The sequence below is a fragment of the Clostridium autoethanogenum DSM 10061 genome, from assembly GCF_001484725.1.
GTDB lineage: Bacteria > Bacillota > Clostridia > Clostridiales > Clostridiaceae > Clostridium_B > Clostridium_B ljungdahlii.
On the sequence record NZ_CP012395.1, the window covers coordinates 3,353,647 to 3,370,746 of the forward strand.

At 31.7% G+C, this 17,100-nt stretch carries 14 protein-coding genes; 13 read left to right on the forward strand and 1 reads right to left on the reverse strand.

All coding sequences use genetic code 11. From position 1 onward, the window contains the following. Positions 1-6: 6 nt before the first annotated feature. The 11 genes from CLAU_RS21240 (at position 7) to CLAU_RS15165 (ending at position 15,177) form a co-directional block, all read left to right on the forward strand. Complete coding sequence (locus CLAU_RS21240) at positions 7-279, forward strand: ATP-grasp domain-containing protein (RefSeq protein WP_023162999.1); 273 nt, start codon at positions 7-9, stop codon at positions 277-279. A gap of 56 nt (positions 280-335) precedes the next feature. Beyond that, the gene (locus CLAU_RS21245; protein WP_023163000.1) at positions 336-692 is read left to right on the forward strand and encodes an ATP-grasp domain-containing protein; all 357 of its coding nucleotides are present in this window, start codon (positions 336-338) and stop codon (positions 690-692) included. 105 nt (positions 693-797) lie between these two features. Next, positions 798-1,805: a dTDP-glucose 4,6-dehydratase gene (locus CLAU_RS15125; RefSeq protein WP_029170100.1), complete on the forward strand. Its 1,008-nt coding sequence runs from the start codon at positions 798-800 to the stop codon at positions 1,803-1,805. A gap of 224 nt (positions 1,806-2,029) precedes the next feature. Then, entirely contained in the window at positions 2,030-2,923 is an 894-nt protein-coding gene (locus tag CLAU_RS15130) for a hypothetical protein (RefSeq protein WP_013237666.1), read from the forward strand. A 246-nt stretch (positions 2,924-3,169) separates the two neighbouring features. Next, complete coding sequence (locus CLAU_RS15135; RefSeq protein WP_023163001.1) at positions 3,170-4,621, forward strand: zinc ribbon domain-containing protein; 1,452 nt, start codon at positions 3,170-3,172, stop codon at positions 4,619-4,621. A 124-nt stretch (positions 4,622-4,745) separates the two neighbouring features. Beyond that, positions 4,746-4,925 carry a YjfB family protein gene (locus CLAU_RS15140; protein WP_023163002.1) on the forward strand — a complete coding sequence of 60 codons (180 nt, stop codon included), beginning with the start codon at positions 4,746-4,748 and terminating at the stop codon, positions 4,923-4,925. A gap of 23 nt (positions 4,926-4,948) precedes the next feature. Next, positions 4,949-5,197 carry a hypothetical protein gene (locus CLAU_RS15145; protein WP_029170099.1) on the forward strand — a complete coding sequence of 83 codons (249 nt, stop codon included), beginning with the start codon at positions 4,949-4,951 and terminating at the stop codon, positions 5,195-5,197. 416 nt (positions 5,198-5,613) lie between these two features. Next, the gene (locus tag CLAU_RS15150) at positions 5,614-7,821 is read left to right on the forward strand and encodes a cell wall-binding repeat-containing protein (RefSeq protein ID WP_242832277.1); all 2,208 of its coding nucleotides are present in this window, start codon (positions 5,614-5,616) and stop codon (positions 7,819-7,821) included. Between the two features lie 208 nt (positions 7,822-8,029). Beyond that, a complete protein-coding gene (locus CLAU_RS15155; protein WP_023163005.1) occupies positions 8,030-12,823 on the forward strand; it encodes a DUF5050 domain-containing protein in 4,794 nt (1,597 codons plus the stop codon). A gap of 137 nt (positions 12,824-12,960) precedes the next feature. Further along, positions 12,961-13,713, forward strand: coding sequence for an Ig-like domain-containing protein (locus CLAU_RS15160; RefSeq protein ID WP_023163006.1), 753 nt, complete (start codon positions 12,961-12,963; stop codon positions 13,711-13,713). Positions 13,714-13,878: 165 nt separating this feature from the next. Then, the gene (locus tag CLAU_RS15165; protein WP_023163007.1) at positions 13,879-15,177 is read left to right on the forward strand and encodes a homoserine dehydrogenase; all 1,299 of its coding nucleotides are present in this window, start codon (positions 13,879-13,881) and stop codon (positions 15,175-15,177) included. A 68-nt stretch (positions 15,178-15,245) separates the two neighbouring features. On the opposite strand, the gene CLAU_RS15170 is transcribed toward CLAU_RS15165, so the two are convergent. Then, entirely contained in the window at positions 15,246-15,710 is a 465-nt protein-coding gene (locus CLAU_RS15170) for a DUF441 domain-containing protein (RefSeq protein WP_013237675.1), read from the reverse strand. Positions 15,711-15,975: 265 nt separating this feature from the next. Here CLAU_RS15170 and CLAU_RS15175 point away from each other — a divergent pair, with 265 nt between their 5' ends. Both CLAU_RS15175 and CLAU_RS15180 read left to right on the forward strand, forming a co-directional pair. Continuing rightward, a complete protein-coding gene (locus CLAU_RS15175; RefSeq protein WP_023163008.1) occupies positions 15,976-16,539 on the forward strand; it encodes a DUF3867 domain-containing protein in 564 nt (187 codons plus the stop codon). Positions 16,540-16,611: 72 nt separating this feature from the next. After that, on the forward strand, positions 16,612-16,974 hold the full coding sequence (locus tag CLAU_RS15180) for a YopX family protein (protein WP_013237677.1): 363 nt from the start codon (positions 16,612-16,614) through the stop codon (positions 16,972-16,974). Positions 16,975-17,100: the final 126 nt, after the last annotated feature.

Below are 17,100 nucleotides of genomic sequence, written 5' to 3' on the forward strand. Positions count from 1 at the left end.
CTTATAATGAAAATACTTATTACAGATATAGGAGATAGAGTTCAGCTCATAAAATATTTAAAAAATAGCTGCATTGTAATAGGAACAGATTATGTAGATAACATGTCTCCAGCAACAGCTTTTGTAAACAAATTTTACAGTATATCTAAAATTAATAATATTAATTACATAGATTTTCTATTGGATATATGTAAAAGGGAAAGTATAAAATTCCGCTTCATGAAGCGGAATTTTATACTTTATGTGATAATAGACAAAAATTTGCTTATGTTGGTATAACTCTTTTACTAAGTAATAAAAAATAATAGAAATATGTAAGAATAAATTAAAGACATATGAATTTTTTAAAAGAAATATCAGGAGAAGTTTCAAAGAGTAGGACTGTAATGAACGGCCCCATAATAAAGGAAAATTATAAGCTTATTAAAACTTTGGTTGAAGATGTTGATAGTACGGAAAATATTAAAGTAATAGGACCTTATACTATTCAATGCAAGGTAACAGAGGATGATAAGATAAAGTATATAGAAGTGAATCCACGCTTGGGAGGTGGTGTCCCCCTTACTTTTAAAGCTGGAGTTGATTATGGAAAATACTTTAATATGATGGCAAGAGGAGAAGAAATAGAACCTGTTATTGGAAAGTTTGAAGAAGTAACAATGATTAGGTATGACGAGGCCATATTTATATGATGCAAGAGGATATTAGGTACTTTTATAGAATAAATTAAATAATATGAAGTAATGAGTTCACAGAAACTCTTAATTATTCTTATATGAGGAAAGAGGTAGAGTATGATGAACATATTAATCACAGGAGGAGCTGGCTTTATTGGCCGTTGGATGGTAAAAAAACTATTGGAGAACGGGAATAAAGTTACAGCTTTTGATAATTTATCCAATGGAAGAATTGAGAATTTGCAGGAATTTAAAAATAACTCTGGTTTTAAATTCATAGGCGGAGATGTAAGAGATGAAAATAAGTTGGATGAAGTATTTAAGGAAAAGTTTGATATAGTATATCATTTGGCGGCATCTATAAATGTTCAAGACAGCATTGAGAATCCAAGGACTACTTTTTATAACGACGTAGTAGGTACTTTTAATATACTTGAGAGAGCTAGAATTCAAATGTTTGGTAGAAATGGAAAAATGGATGAAGAAGGTTGGGTACTTGATCCTAATGAAGATACTTATCCATGTAAAGTTGTGTTTACTAGTACGTGCATGGTTTATGATGTGTCAGGGCAAGAAGGAATAGATGAAAAGCATCCAGTAAAGCCTGTGTCACCTTATGGCGGAAGCAAAATAGCAGCAGAAAATATGGTACTTTCCTATTACAATGCATATAAACTTCCAACGGTAGTTGTAAGGCCTTTTAATACTTATGGACCATTTCAGAAAACTGGAGGAGAAGGTGGCGTAGTTGCTGCATTTATAAACAATTCACTGCACAGTAGAGATATAAATATATATGGTTCAGGAGAGCAGACTAGAGATCTTCTATATGTTAAGGATTGTGCTCGATTTTTGGCAATGGCAGGGTATTGTGATAAAGTTAATGGGCAGATAGTTAATGCTGGTACTGGAAGAGATGTTACTATAAATGAATTAGCCCAAATTATTACGAAAAACAGAGTTAAAGTAAGACATGTAAAGCATATTTATCCTCAAAGTGAAATTATGAAATTAAAGTGCAATTATAAGAAGGCAAGAGACCTTATAAATTGGGAGCCGGAACATACATTGGAGAAGGGAATTGGAGAAACTGAACGTTGGATAGAGGGAACTAAACTGTTAAAATAATATTTCTTTGGGTATATAAAGCACCAATAGCTGATTGAACCGACCCCCAAAAGTTAGACCTAAAATCTAACGATTGGAGGTTGGTTTTTTATTGGCAAAATATAGTTTTGAATTTGTTCTTAAAATTCCTGTTAAATATTTCCCTAAGATTACGATAACATAAGTAGTGATGTGAGATAGTTATTACTGTACAAAAACATTTAGTGGTAAGGAAGGTATAAATTATGATGATTTCAAGTGCTGTGTCTAAAAATAAATCAGTTAATATATGCTGTAAAAAAAATAAGAAGTTAACTCAGATAGAAAAAAGTATTTCAAATAAGTATTCTAAAGAATCTAATACATTTGAGGTAAATGAGCTTAGATCCCAATTAATGAAGGCGGAAACTTCAGAAGACCACATACATGAAGGTGTATCATTTATTCAAGAAAGAAATAAGTCTGTTGATTCTTTAAGAAATATGTCCGAAAAGCTTAAACAATTATCTGATAAATACAACAGCGATAAATATACTGATGAAGATAAGGAGAATATAAAAAAACAAGCAAAAGATTTAATAGACAATATGGATAATATAATAAATGAAGGTTTTGAAATCAAAAATAAAACTTCAAGCAGTGAAATTAGTATAGAAACTTGTCATGGATCGAATATTATTATAGATACAAAACCTTTAAAGATAAGTATGGATGATACTATGATTAAATACAATCCAGATAATAAAAGAACCAGTATTGAAGGTAGTTTAAGCATAGATAATATATTAAAGAATACTAATAAAATAGAAAAAAATTTGATAAAGCCTTTAGATGAGTATTCAGATAATATGAGAAAACAAATGTCAAGTATTGCAGGTGATGCTATGTATCAGGATATGATAGTAAATATGGCAGTTAAACAATTGTGCGATTTAGGAGATATGGATGGAGATACGGCAAGGCGGATTATAAGAAATTCTAAAATCATATTAGAAGAATGTGGTTTAGGAGATATTGATCAAGACACAGCAAAGCAGACTATAGCAAATTTCAAAAATGTATTAGAAGATTCAAATAATGCATTAAGATGTCAGTCATCTGGATTGTCAAGAGATGCTGCTTTGCAACTATTAAATTAAATGTTTTGCCATAGAATCCCATAGATATAGATCAGAGAATATACTATTCTAATAAAATAGCTGCAACATGCTAACGAGCTCGGTGATTGTAATATTACAGGGATAGAAATGTTCCCATTAGGTGCCTGGCACCTAATGGGAACATTTTTATATAGAATAAACTATTAACATATGTTAATATAAATTTAATAAAATATTAATCGAAAATTATAACATTTTTAAACTTGTATATGAGGAGGCGTTAAGGTGAAATTTTGTGTTAAATGTGGAAATAAATTAGAAGATAATGATATGTTTTGCCCAAAATGTGGACATAAATCTGGAGTAGAAAAGGGACAAGAGGATGATGTAGGGAATACTCAAATTTTTAATACCGACCTTATAAATAAGCAAAATAATGATTTTCAGTTTAAAGAAAATCTTAATGACGAAGAAGTAAATGAAAGTATATTTGATACATTTAGAAGAAAGTTAGGATTGAATAAAAAAGTGGCAGTAGTTATAGGAATAGGCATTTTATGTATTACAATACTGGTGTCTTTTCTAATAGGTAATTCAGCCAGCAAACCTTCTAATGTGGTTTCAAAATTTCAAAAAGCGGTTGCATCCAGTAATAAAGGACAATTAGTGGATATTCTTTATTGCAGTGATAATAGATTGAAAATAGACGAAAAAAGTGTAGCACCTTTAATTAATTATTTTAAGGACAATCCTTCCTATTTAAATGAAGTTGTAAGTCAATTAAACAATGAAGTAGCTAGATCTGGTGGAAATTTAAATTTTAATTCCAAAGGCAAATTTGATATAGTTTATACAGGAAAGAAGTATTTGTTTTTTAAGGATTATAGGATAGGAATAAAGCCATCATTTATATCAGTAAAAACGGGAATAAAGGATGTACAATTTTCTCTAAATGGTACTCAAATAGCAAAAAGTGATTCAAAGGATTTTTCCAAGCAGCTAGGCCCTTTTATTCCTGGGAAATATAAACTTAATGCAGATTACAAAAATAACTATGAATCTTTAAATGAATCCCGTGATATAGATTTTATGAATTCAAACGAAGACAGCGAAAATGTAGAAGTGTTTAAGGATGTTTCTTATGTCAATATAAATAGTGATTATCCAGATGCGGAGATATTTTTAAATAATAAGGATACTGGAGTTAAAGCAAAGGATGCTAGTAATTTTGGACCGCTGGCTGTTAATTCAGCTGTATATGGTGTTGCGGCTGTAAACGGGCAAAAACTTAGAAGCAGCGACTATATTCTGAAAAAAGATGATAATTATATAAAACTTGACTTTACTCAATCTCAAACTAGTATGCAAGTTGATCAGTATAGAATGCGTAATTTAATATATTGGTATACCTATTATTTTACACAAGCTGTAAATACCGGTGATTTTGAAGATGTTGAGAATTATCTGTATCCTGGAAGCCCGCTTTATAATGACCAAAAAAGTTATGTGGCAACTACTTACGAAAAGGGCATAAAAGAAGATATCAAATCTTTTAATGTAATCTCATATAACTTAAGTGATGATAAAAGATCTGGAACTGTAAGTACGGAGGAGGTTTATAATATATATCAAAGTGATAGTACTACTCCTAGCACTAAGACTTTTCATTATACTTATACATTCAGGTACAATGAGGAATTTTCTGGATATCAACTTTCAGATATCAAATCTAATTAGTGATTGGCACTTTAGTGGGATATAAATGCTCCCTTAAGGTGCCAGGCACCAAAAGAAGATATTGCTAAATGTTTTTTTCTAATTTACGATAATGTAAGTATAAAAGATTATTGGAGGGATAAATATGGATATAGCAGCGCTATCAGTGGCAATGAGCCAATCGAGTGTACAGCAGTCAGCTGGTATAGCACTTACAAAAATTGCTATGGATGCAGGAGAACAAAAGGCAGCTGGTATGACAGAAATGTTGAGCAATTCTGCAGTAGACCCTAATTTAGGCAGTCACTTAGATGTAATGGCATAACCCTAGGGGTGTAAAAATTGGTAATGAATCAAAAAGAGCAATTAAGGCAAGAATTGGAAGAAAAGCTTCAGTGGGTAAAGTATAGGCAACAAATGCTAGATATTATGGAGAAAAAGCTGCTGAAAATGAGAAAAATAGCAGAACAAGCTAAACAGGATAATATTGACGAAAAATACTTAAAAGTTTTAAATGATAAAATAAATGATTTGGCAGCTCAGGTTAGGGCGTTAGATGGAGAAAGTAGAAAAGCAGAAGATGAAAAAATATTGTAGGCAAGGTGCCTGTCACCATATGGGAACGTTAGCGCCCCATTTAGGTGACAGGCACCTTTTCATTAAAGTAATTTGCAAATTATACGAAAAATAAATAATGGGATTAAAGGATAACTAGTGCAAATGTGCCACATGGAGGCAAGCATGTAATAGCTAAACTCCTTCCCGGAATTTGTGGGAGATTATATGCTAATTTTATGGTGAAATTTGCTATTAAATTAGGTATAATGTTAATAATGGAAATGTTTCTTGTTAGGTGCCTGGCACCGAGCGGGACATTTATTGCCCCATCAAGGTGACAGGCACCAATAATAAAAATGCAAGCAATGGGGATTCTCAAGAAAACTAAAGAAAGGAGTTGCCTATATATTAATATGAATAGTTTTAAATTGAATGGTGTGCTTAGAAGTAAGAGATTGGCTCTATTAGTTGCATCTGCAGCAATTATAGGTATTTTAAGTACTACAAAAGTATATGCGGCACCGACAGTAGATAGGTATGGTGGTATGGATAGGTATGAGACATCTGCTAAAGTATGTGATGCTGGATGGAATACTAATACTGATTATGCTGTATTAGTAAATGGAGATGATTATCATGATGCTCTTTCAGCTGCACCTCTTGCTAAAAAGTACAATGCTCCTATACTTTTAACAAACACAGAAGTGCTAAATCCTTATACATCTTCAGAACTTATTAGGTTAAATGTAAAAAACGTATTTATAGTGGGTGGAAAAGGTGTGGTATCACAAAGTATAGAAGATTCACTAGTGGCTAAAGGAATGAAGGTTGTTAGAGTTGGTGGTAAAGATAGATATGAAACTGCCCTTCAGGTTGCAGCGAAGATTGGTAAAACTAGTGAGGTGGCATTAGTAAATGGGAATGATTTTAGGGATGGAATGACAATAGCATCCATAGCTGCTTTAAAAGGAATGCCTATAATATTAACAGATGGAGAAAATATGCCTGCTTCTGTGAAAAAATATTTAGGTAATACAGCTAAAATGGCTCAAATATATGTAGTAGGTGATAAAAATACTATAAGTGACAATGTCATAAGTGGGTTATCTAATGTTAAAAGAGTAGGGTCAGGAGGCAATGCGTATGCTAGAAATGTAAGCATAATACAAGCCTTTCAGAATGAAGTAAATACTGGCACTTTATATGTAGCTTCTGCTAAGAACTTTCCAGATTCATTGAGTGCATCGGCTTTAGCTCCTAAAACATCATCTCCAGTATTATTTGTGGATAGTCCAATGGATGAGGCTACATCAAATTTTCTTAAAACACATATAGTAAATAATTTAAAAATATTAGGAGGAACAGGTTCCGTAAGCTATAATTCAGAAATTTCAGCTGAAACTATGACTTTGGGAGTAAGCAGCACTGATGCTATAAATGATACTATATGGCAGGGCGAGAAATATACTCCAAGGGCAACTATGGTGATAACAGCTACAGATGGTACTAAAAAGGAAGTTGCTATAGACTGGAATTTGAGCCAAGTAAATACCGCAAATCCAGGCACTTATACTTTTACAGGAAAATTAAAAGGAACAGACACTACAGTGTATGCAACTCTTAAAGTAAAACCTCTTCCATATAAAATTGATGATTTAACTCAAACTGCGGTTAGTAGGACAAACTTTGGACTTCCAACTACTGTTTCCGCTCAGATGACGGACGGTACAACAACTGATCTACCTGTGTTATGGGATTACGGTACACAGTCTGGGAATAAACCAGGAGTCTATGTTTTTTATGGAACAGTAGATAAATACAGTAAAAAGGTTAAGCTTACTTTAACGACAATTGATAATGGGACAGGCAAGACTATAAAAACTATAAATAACATAAAGGCAACTGTAACTACTAAATCTAGTTATGTATTTCCAACTACAGTATCAGCTATAATGACTGATGGTTCAACACAAGGTTTATCTGTAACTTGGTCAAATGAAATTAAATATTCTACTGGAGTGTATACTTATGAGGGAACAGTAAGCGGATATAGTAAAAAAGTAGGTCTTATGCTTATAGTTACAGGAGAGGGTGGAACAGACCCTAACGATCCAAATTATCCTACTAACCCTAATGATCCTAATGTAATGGACTTAGGAGAATTGGAACCTATAATGCAAGATGAAAAATATCCAACTACAGTAAAAGATCCAACTACTGGGAAACAAGTACCAGTTACATGGACAGATGCTGTTAGTATTGATTCTACTTTTTTAGATAATCAATATTTAGATGATTGTAGAGTTGCTAAATTTACTTTGAATGGAACTATAAGTGGTAATAAAAAAGTTAAAGCAACTATAGGAATAATTCCTAAAATTATTACTCTTAATGTAGATGGAAAAACTAGCAACGTTCCAGCTGTATCTATAAATATTAAGAAAAGTGACTATCCAAATGGTGTATTTAATATGAGTGAGTTATCAACTAGAATAAATGCAGTTATAAATGGGCCAAATGGGATTAGAGAAGCAAAAAATGTACATGTTCTTCTTTGGGATCCACCAGTTGTTGATATAAGTGATGCTAGTACATACTATGTAACGGCAACTATAGAGCATTATAGTACACCTGTGACCGTTACAATAAAAATTGAAAACTAGCTAAGTGATTGATAATATATTTTCTTATGATGTAAAAATTGTTGCTAGATTTTATATAAAAAGGTAAAAAAATTACAAATTGTTACGATTATAAGAATATAAATGTTTTGTTGTATATATTTAGTAAGTTATAAAATTAAGTGAATTAGCACCCGCGAATTTCACGAGTGAATAATTATAACACAATAATGTATGGAGGTAATAAATAATGAAGAAAACTAGGCTATTGGTAATGACAGCAGCAATTGTACTTGGAATAGGTACTAGTGTTTACGCTAAGTTGCCACCTAATTCCATAGTAGTAGGAAATAATGTTTATGATATAAGTTATTTTACAAATGATGCTAGTGGTACTAATACTGCTAAGGTAAATGATCAGCTAGCAAACAATTTAGGTAAATTATACTATGTAGATTCTACAGGTGTAGCAAAGGATATATTTACAGAAGCAACTGTAGATGATAGTCAGATAGTATCTAAAGTTGGTAACACTTTAACATATTATCCTGGAAATGGAACTACGGAAAAAATTGTTACTGATGCAAATAATAATTTTTTAGATCCTAATACGATTACTGGTGGGTATGTAATAGCTCATATTACTTATAAACAGCTACTATCAGAAGGATTAAATTTATTTACTTGTCAGCTTAGTCAATTATCAGGTGTAAGTGGAGCAGCTTATTTCCAGGTAGGAAGCAGTCCAATGACTCCTTTAACAGATGTAGCTACTTATATGGGACAACTTTCTAATGGAGCTGGTAATATGGTACATTTATATGCTAGTGATGGTGCTACAGAATTAGCAAATGGATATTTGAATATAGTTACAAATGGGGCTTCATCAGGAGATAAGAACTTAACAGTTAATTTGACGTTAACTGGAAACTCAACAGATGTAGATAGTTCTACTCAGGGAAATAAAGCTTATAATATAGTTAATAATGGATTTGTTACAATTGATAAAAGTGGAAAATGGATTTACTACAGTAACACAGGAGATAGTGGTAAACTTTATAAAAGAAGTGCAACAGGTACAGATGATATGCTCATTAGTAATGACAGTGCAAAATATATTAATGTAGTAGGAGATTGGGTATACTATAGCAATTATAACGATGGCGGAAAGATATATAAGGTTAAAATAGATGGAACTCAAAGACAGAAGATTTCTGATGATATGGCATCTTGTGTAAGTGTAGTAGGAGATTCCATATACTATATAAATCATAGTGACAATGATAGAATATATGTACAGGATTCTACAGGTAAAAAAATGGTTTTAAGTGACCAAGCCAAATATTTAAGTGTTACAGGAAACTTTTTGTTCTATGTTAATGCAGGAGATTCAAATACGTTATATAGCTATGATTTAAGAAATAGTAGAAAAGCAAAGATAAGTACTATAAATACAAAATTTATTAATGCTTGTAATGATTATCTGGTTTTCTATACGGGCTATGATGGAGTGTTATATAGATCTACAAATGCACAAGGACAAATTCCAGTACCTATGAGTGTAACTACAAATGTACAAACATCTGCAAAAGCCAGTTCCTATAAAGCATTAACAGACAAACCTACAATTATATGTGCTACCGATGATAATAATATTTATTACATAAGTTATGTAGATGGCAATAAAATATATAAGTTAGATAACACGGGAAATGGATATAGAGTTGTAAATGATTCAGCAGATTATATAAATATAATAAATGATAGTCTATATTATATGAAATCAGGGAAAATCTCAGTTGCACCTAAAGATGGAGATGGCACTCAAAGGGGTGTTTCAATAACAAAACCTAGATTAAATAGCAGGGTAGTAAGTGTTAAACCTATGCAAACATATACTACAGACGATATAACAAAATTTAATTTTCCAGAAACTGTTTCTTGCATAATGAGTGACGGAAGTGAACAGACATTAGTAGTTTCATGGGATAAAACTATACCAAAGGCATCAAAAGGTATATATACATTTAAGGGTACAATACTTGGATATGGAACATCTGTTACTATGAATGTAGCATTAGATTCTGGAACTATTAATGCTAATAATGTAACAATTGTAAACAATGTAGGAAGTAAAGACACTATAAGTATTACTGGATTGACTACTGGTGATGTGGTAAATGTTTATAATAGTAGCACTGATACAAAACCATTAAAATCAGCTGTTGTAGATGCAAGTGGAAAAGTAAATATGACAGGCTTAAATCTTTCTCCTGATGGTGGAAGTGTATATATTAGTTTAACTAAAACAGGTAGACAAGAAGGTAACAAAGTAGGAGTTCAGTATCAGGCAGAGGCACCAGCTGGATTTACAGTAGATGCGGCTAATCAAAATATAACCGGGTTACAGTCTAATAAGTTGTATAAGGTTTATATACAAGATGAAAACGCAGATGGAACAGTACCAGTTCTTCCTACAAGTTATGATATTTCTGCACAAGCAGATGGTAATGGAGTTCTAAAGGTTCCTACTATGATATCTAAGATAGATGGTAATAAAGATGGAAAGCAAATGCTTAGAGTAGTTGCTGCAGGTAATGTAGACAGTGCTCCTTCATCACCAATTGAAATAAAAAGAGCGACAGTACCTAATTATGTAGACATTAATCTAAGTCTTGGAAGAATAAGTGGAACTGATACAGGAATGGTATTTACCTATGATGATTTAAAAACTAACTCAAATCCAACTTGGTATCCATGTCAATCAGGATCTACGTCAATTTCTATGACTAGATCACTGCAGGTATCAGTTAAAGAATTGGGTAGTGGTCCAGTACTTGAAAGTAAACCTGTATCTTATGGATTATTCCAGAAACCTGTTATAAATGGAATAACAGATGGAGGAACATATACTACTAAGCAAGATAAATCTACGGGTGAATCATTATTCCCAACTGTAACTTGGAATGATGATAGCATTATTGATGCAGATAATAGTACAAAATATTGTGCAGTATTAACTAAGGATGGAAATCCTATTTCAGGACATGGTTCAAAAACATATTCTATGAATGCTGGAGTTGTTGATACAACAGGAACAACTTATACATCTATAAAGGATGGCAGTGATTTGGAGAGTGTAATAAATAGTAATGGTGATGGAAGTTATGCACTTACGGTTGTAGGAACAAAGACTGTATCAGGTATGAATCCATCTAGTGCAACAAATGTTACTACTGTTAAATTTACAGTAAATTCAGCAGTACCTGCAACGGTAGATATAAGATTTGCTGAAACAGCAGGAACAGAGAAGTGGAATGATCCTATTGATCATACTAAGGGTATAAGTGCTGTTACGCCAGCTGATATACCAACTCTTTATCAGGCAACACCAAATTGGACGGATTTAGCAGGAACTATTGATACAGCAGTAATACAGAGATTAGATACTGCTCCTGCTGACGATTCAAGTTGGAATTTAGCAGCTAAGGTAGCTTTTCAAAGAACTGTTATAAGTCAGGATGGATATTATAAGTTAACAGTTACATCTACAAGCACAGAAAATGGAGCAACAAATGTTTCTACAAAAGTATTTAGGGTTGATACGCAAGATAAAGCTACATCACCGTCAGTTGTAGGAGTATCAGATGGTGGAATTTATGATACAGTTATCAATGGAATTACAATAACAGATACACTAGCTAATACTACAAAAGCTACAATAATGAGAGACGGATATAAAACTGATTATATAGTAGATCCAACAAGTCATAAGGGTGGATCATTAACAGTAAATGGAAATTACGTGTTGACACTAGATACAACAAATAACATAAATGGTGCTACGACAGAAAAAACTATTAGCTTTAAAATTGATGATGCAGAGAGTAATCCAACTCAACCAGCACCAGCAGCACCAACAAATATAGGATTTACATTTAATAATGATGGTACTGTACAATTTACAGGAGTAGATACTAGTGAAGAGTACAGCGTAAATAATGGACAATCATGGACGCCTGTTACATCACAAGGAATTCAGTTAATTACTTCAACAAATGATTTGAATTTATTAAGCAAGGCTACTACTACTAATGTGGAAGTAAGGTATAGAGCAAATGGAAGCACACCAGCTTCAGAACCACAGGTTATTTCTTTGGCTCCTTCACCTGCAGCACCATCTGCAAAATTTGAATTTAGCTATGATGCAAATCATAATTTAATAGGTGAATTAAAAAATTCAGATGGGACAGCTATTTCTAATCCTCCAAGTTATGAGTATAGTATAGATGGCGGATTAAATTGGAATAGTGTAGACAATAACGGAGCTTTCAAATCAGAAGATGTCAACACAATAAATACAACTAATGGAGTACAAGTTAGAACTAAGGCGAGTGGTCAAACTAAAGCTTCTAATGTTGAAAAGATATCGGTAACTCAAGCAGCAGCACCTAATGTAACTTCAACTCAAGTAACAGGAGGAGTTAAATTAACTAGTCTTTCTACAGGACTTGAATATAGGGTAAATGTTGGCAGCACAAAAGGAACAACATGGAATGATTTTACTTCAGGTAGTATTATTCCAGTTACGCAGTCAGGTTCTATAGATGTAAGAAGTAAAGCTACAGGAACTGCAATGCCTGGTAATATAGCAAATATACCAGTTCAATTATCAGCAGCACCAGCAATTAAGACTGCAGCAGTAGCACCTAAATTAAATGATAACTATTCAACAGCAGTAACTGGAAAAAATTTAGAAATAAATACTAAGGTTATTGCATTAACTAATACTTTACAATTAAATGGTAGTACTACTGCAATAACATTACTTCAGTTAGAGAATGCATTACAAAAAGACATAGATAACTCTATTGGAAGCGGTGTTATTAAAGTGGGTGATGATGGAACAGGAAAGCTAACTATTACTACGGTAGCAACAGGAGCTTCAGCTAAAATAGATCTTACTGGAACATCAACGGGAGCCGGATCAATTAGCACTGAATTAGGATTTACAGATATGTCAACTGTTACAGGAGCAAATTAATAATATTAACTAAGATGTTCAAGTGCTAGTTAAAAAATATAAAAAGCAGTTCTAGTAATAGGACTGCTTTTTTCATCAAGATGAGTGTTTATATAGAGTTTTCTATTGTATTCAATACTTAAAAGGAGGAAGAAAAATTGAAAAATGTTATTAAAAGAGCTGCCTTAATTTTATCATTTGTAATGATTTGTTGTATTTCATATGGTTCCTCAAGTGTTTCAGCAGCAGATTTTAAAGATATGGGAACTAAAACTATAAGTGACGTAAACAAAGTATGGACAGTAAAATTTGGAGAACCAGTAGATATTAATTCTTTAAATAGTAATATAAAGCTTCAAGATATTACAAATGGTAGTACTGTTAGTGTAAGTGTTTCAGCAGGCACTGATGAAAATTCAGCAAAGATTAATCCACCTTCTGGAGGTTATAAATTATCCCATAATTACAAATTAACTATAGATAAAAGTATTAAATCTAAAAAAGGAAGGCACTTATCACAACCGGCTGTGCTAAATTTTACTTTAGCTTCTAATAGTAGTAATAGTGGAGGTAACAGTAGTAGTAATAGTGGAGGTAACAGCAGTAGCAATAATAGTGGTGGTAACAATAGTAACTCTAATAGCTATACTGCTTCAGCAAATGTTCAAGTTTATCCATCAATTGCATTCAGAAAAATAACGGTATCTACAAATTTACCAAATGTTACAAAGTATAAGATAGAAGAAAATAATAATTCTTTTGCTATTAATAGTAGTACTATTACACTTGTATCAAAAAATACATTACAAGTATACTTATATGATAATAGTGGAAAACTGCTTGGAACATCTACATTGGATGTAAGCTCTACGAAAAACAACATTATTATGAACATAACTCTGGCAAATTAAAAAGGTGCCTGCCACCGACATGGAACAGAAATGTCCCACTAAGGTGACAGGCACTATTTAAAAAAAGAACTATATGTGCTAAAATATTTTCATTATATTTTATAAGACTTAGAATGAATGGTATGCTGAAAAGGAAAAAAGTAAACATTAGGAAGGAGAATGGAGATGAAAAAGGTTAGAATAGCATTAATGGGTCTTGGAAATGTTGGCGCAGGAGTTTGGACAATATTGAATTCTAATAAAAAAGAAATAATGAAAAGATCAGGATATGAAGTAGAGGTAGCAAAAATTCTTGTAAGAGATAGAAACAAACAGAGAGATGTGGAAGTTCCAGATGAAATTGTAACTACGGATTTTAATGACATATTGGAAGACGACTCTATTAAAATTGTAGTTGAAGTTATGGGCGGTATAAACCCTGCAAGAGAATATATGCTCAAATGTATGGATAGAAAAAAGCAGATAGTAACTGCAAATAAAATGCTGCTTGCAACTGGTGGAGACGAACTTTTTGAAAAAGCGGACAGCAAAGGAGTAATGTTTAACTATGAGGCAAGTGTGGCTGGAGGAATTCCAATAATAAATGGAATAGATGAAAGTTTAACTGCCAATAAAATTGAAGAACTATATGGTATAGTAAATGGAACTACAAACTATATTTTAACTAAAATGCAGCTGGAAAAATTGGATTTTGATGTGGCTTTAAAACAGGCACAGGATATGGGATATGCTGAAGCTGACCCTACGTCGGATATTGAGGGATTTGATGCCCAATATAAATTAGCAATACTTTCATCACTAGCCTTTGGAACAAAAATTAATGTAGATAATGTGTATAGAGAGGGTATTACAAAAATTAAATCTATAGATATAAGATATGCTAAAAAATTTAACATGGTAATAAAGCTCCTTGCTATTGCAAAAGAAAATGAAGGTAAGCTTGAACTAAAAGTACATCCAACCATGATTCCAGAATCACACCCGCTTGCTAACGTATATGATTCTTTTAATGCAATATTTATAAAGGGTAATGCAGTGGGAGATCTAATGTTTTATGGAAGAGGTGCGGGAAGTTTACCAACAGGTAGTGCTGTAGTAAGTGATATTATTGCTATATTGAGAAGCAATGTGGATATAGAAAATTTCAATTCTGTAGTGAAAAATAATCTATGGCATAGAAAAATAAAAGATATAAAAGATTGTGCAAGTAAATTTTATATTAGGCTTTCTGTAATGGATCAGTCAGGAGTACTTGGAGAAATAACCACAATTTTAGGAAAACATAATGTAAGTCTTCGCTCAGTAATGCAAAAAGGCAGGGAAGAGTCAAAAGATAAAGTAACTATAGTATTAATTACTCATAAGATAGAAGAAGCAGAGATTAATTCTGCTATTGAAGAAATTATTAATTTGAAATCTGTAATGCAAATAGACAATATTATAAGAATTGAAGATTTTAAATAATTCTAATTTAACTTGAGGCAGTTGTTACTTGAAAAAGTTTTTTATGCAGCAACTGCCTTAATATATTTTTAAAGTCCTATTTTGTGAAAAAACTTCAATCCTAAAGCAATCATTCCAGATGTTATCATAGGACCTACGGGAACACCGCCTAAAAAAGCAGCGGCAATTACTGCTCCCAAAATTAATGCTGGCATTACTTCAGTATGGCCTTGCACAGTTAAATACTGCATGCCAAGACCACTTAAATAAGTTGTAAAAAGGGATATGAGCAAGGCAAATATCCCAAGCCATGAGGTAAATACATTTCTAATACTTATATACTTTACACTTCCATTTGCAATTGGAATTAAAATTGAAGCTACTAGTATTACTACTCCCCAAAATATCCCGTTTTCCTGTAAAGTTGGAAATACATATTTGTCTATATTAAGAAGCTTTAGAAATAGAAGTATACAGGCAGCTAAAGCTACGGAATTTGCTTTTCCAAGAACGGCAGCTGCCAAAATTATGACTAAAATTATAGTTGATTCCATTTAAATCATCTCCTAAAATATAATAAACAATTTATATAAAATATAGTAAATATAACAAAATATCAGAGTAATAATATATACTATTTATAATTTAATAAAATGCAACTTAGGAGAATAATTCATAGAAAATTATAATAATTTTAATGAATTTCCATTGAAAAAAGTTATTCAATTGTATAGTATAATAGTATATGTTTTGATAGAATAGTTATATTAGGGTTAGTTAATAGATATTAAAAATGTATTTTTAAGGGGAGAACTTGTTATGGATGATAGAATTGTAAACTTCGATGAAATTAAAAATAGAGTTAGGGAAAAAGATGTAGAGAAATTTGAAGATTATGTATATGGACTTTCCTATGATATGTCTCAGGGAAAATTATCAATGGGAGATTTTTATAAAGACATTCAAGAATATATGGAAAAAAATAATATATCACAAGAAAAGCTGTTTAACATTCAAAAAAAACTTATGGAAAGATACGGCTTTAATATGGAAGATGTAGAAAAGCAGATGAAAGACATGGGAATTGATATGCCTTCTGTAAATAAAAATGTTGACTATGAATCTTTGAGAAAAACAGTATCATTTCAGGAGAAATATAAGCAAGGTATAGGCAGTGCCTTAGTAACCACTTATAGTATAAATAATTCCTTGAATAGCCTTAGTATACTTATAAGTGAAGAAAAACTTACTTTAAAAAGTGAAAAAGATATAGACTTGCAAGATCCCGAGTTAAATGAATTTTTGTGTTCCTATAAAAAAGTAATAAAAGATAAAAAACTTAAAATATCATTGTGCTCAAATGTTAAAGAATTTGAATACTAATTTAGTTATATAAGATATTCCCTATATTCACTAGTATAGGGAATATTTTAGTATGATTTGGGGTGATTCAGTATGAGAAAATTTAAGTTTAAAATATGGGATAAAGAAAAAAAGTGTTTTTATATAAGTGAAAATCCCTATCCAGAAGAAAGTTACAAAGTAAAAGATAGGTTTATATCTCTTGAGTGTACAGGCTTAAAAGATAAAAATGATAAAGAAATTTTTGAAGGAGATATAATATCCATAAATAATGAAAAAAGTTCTATTAAGTTGCCTGTGAAATTTGGAAGGTATTCTTTTGAGAAATTTATAGGTGAATGTGGAGAAATTACTGATGCAACTGAACTCTATGGCTTTTATGTAGAAAATGAGTATTTATACATTCAAATGTTGAAAGAGAATGTAATAGTTACAGGAAATATATTTGGTATATAAAATAATGTATTAAGTAATCTAATCCTATTTGTATTTAAGAAAGTTGAGTTAGTTATATTGCTTTTTACTTCAAGCTGCTATAAACTTATAGTAAAATTTTAATTTTACTATAAGGGGTGGATTGCT

Excerpts from the sequence above, each read along its gene's own strand:
- CLAU_RS21240 (WP_023162999.1), top strand. The coding sequence starts at position 7 with ATGAAAATACTTATTACAGATATAGGAGATAGAGTTCAGCTCATAAAA.
- CLAU_RS21245 (WP_023163000.1), top strand. The coding sequence starts at position 336 with ATGAATTTTTTAAAAGAAATATCAGGAGAAGTTTCAAAGAGTAGGACT.
- CLAU_RS15125 (WP_029170100.1), top strand. The coding sequence starts at position 798 with ATGAACATATTAATCACAGGAGGAGCTGGCTTTATTGGCCGTTGGATG.
- CLAU_RS15130 (WP_013237666.1), top strand. The coding sequence starts at position 2,030 with ATGATGATTTCAAGTGCTGTGTCTAAAAATAAATCAGTTAATATATGC.
- CLAU_RS15140 (WP_023163002.1), top strand. The coding sequence starts at position 4,746 with ATGGATATAGCAGCGCTATCAGTGGCAATGAGCCAATCGAGTGTACAG.
- CLAU_RS15145 (WP_029170099.1), top strand. The coding sequence starts at position 4,949 with ATGAATCAAAAAGAGCAATTAAGGCAAGAATTGGAAGAAAAGCTTCAG.
- CLAU_RS15155 (WP_023163005.1), top strand. The coding sequence starts at position 8,030 with ATGAAGAAAACTAGGCTATTGGTAATGACAGCAGCAATTGTACTTGGA.
- CLAU_RS15165 (WP_023163007.1), top strand. The coding sequence starts at position 13,879 with ATGAAAAAGGTTAGAATAGCATTAATGGGTCTTGGAAATGTTGGCGCA.
- CLAU_RS15170 (WP_013237675.1), bottom strand. The coding sequence starts at position 15,710 with ATGGAATCAACTATAATTTTAGTCATAATTTTGGCAGCTGCCGTTCTT.
- CLAU_RS15175 (WP_023163008.1), top strand. The coding sequence starts at position 15,976 with ATGGATGATAGAATTGTAAACTTCGATGAAATTAAAAATAGAGTTAGG.
- CLAU_RS15180 (WP_013237677.1), top strand. The coding sequence starts at position 16,612 with ATGAGAAAATTTAAGTTTAAAATATGGGATAAAGAAAAAAAGTGTTTT.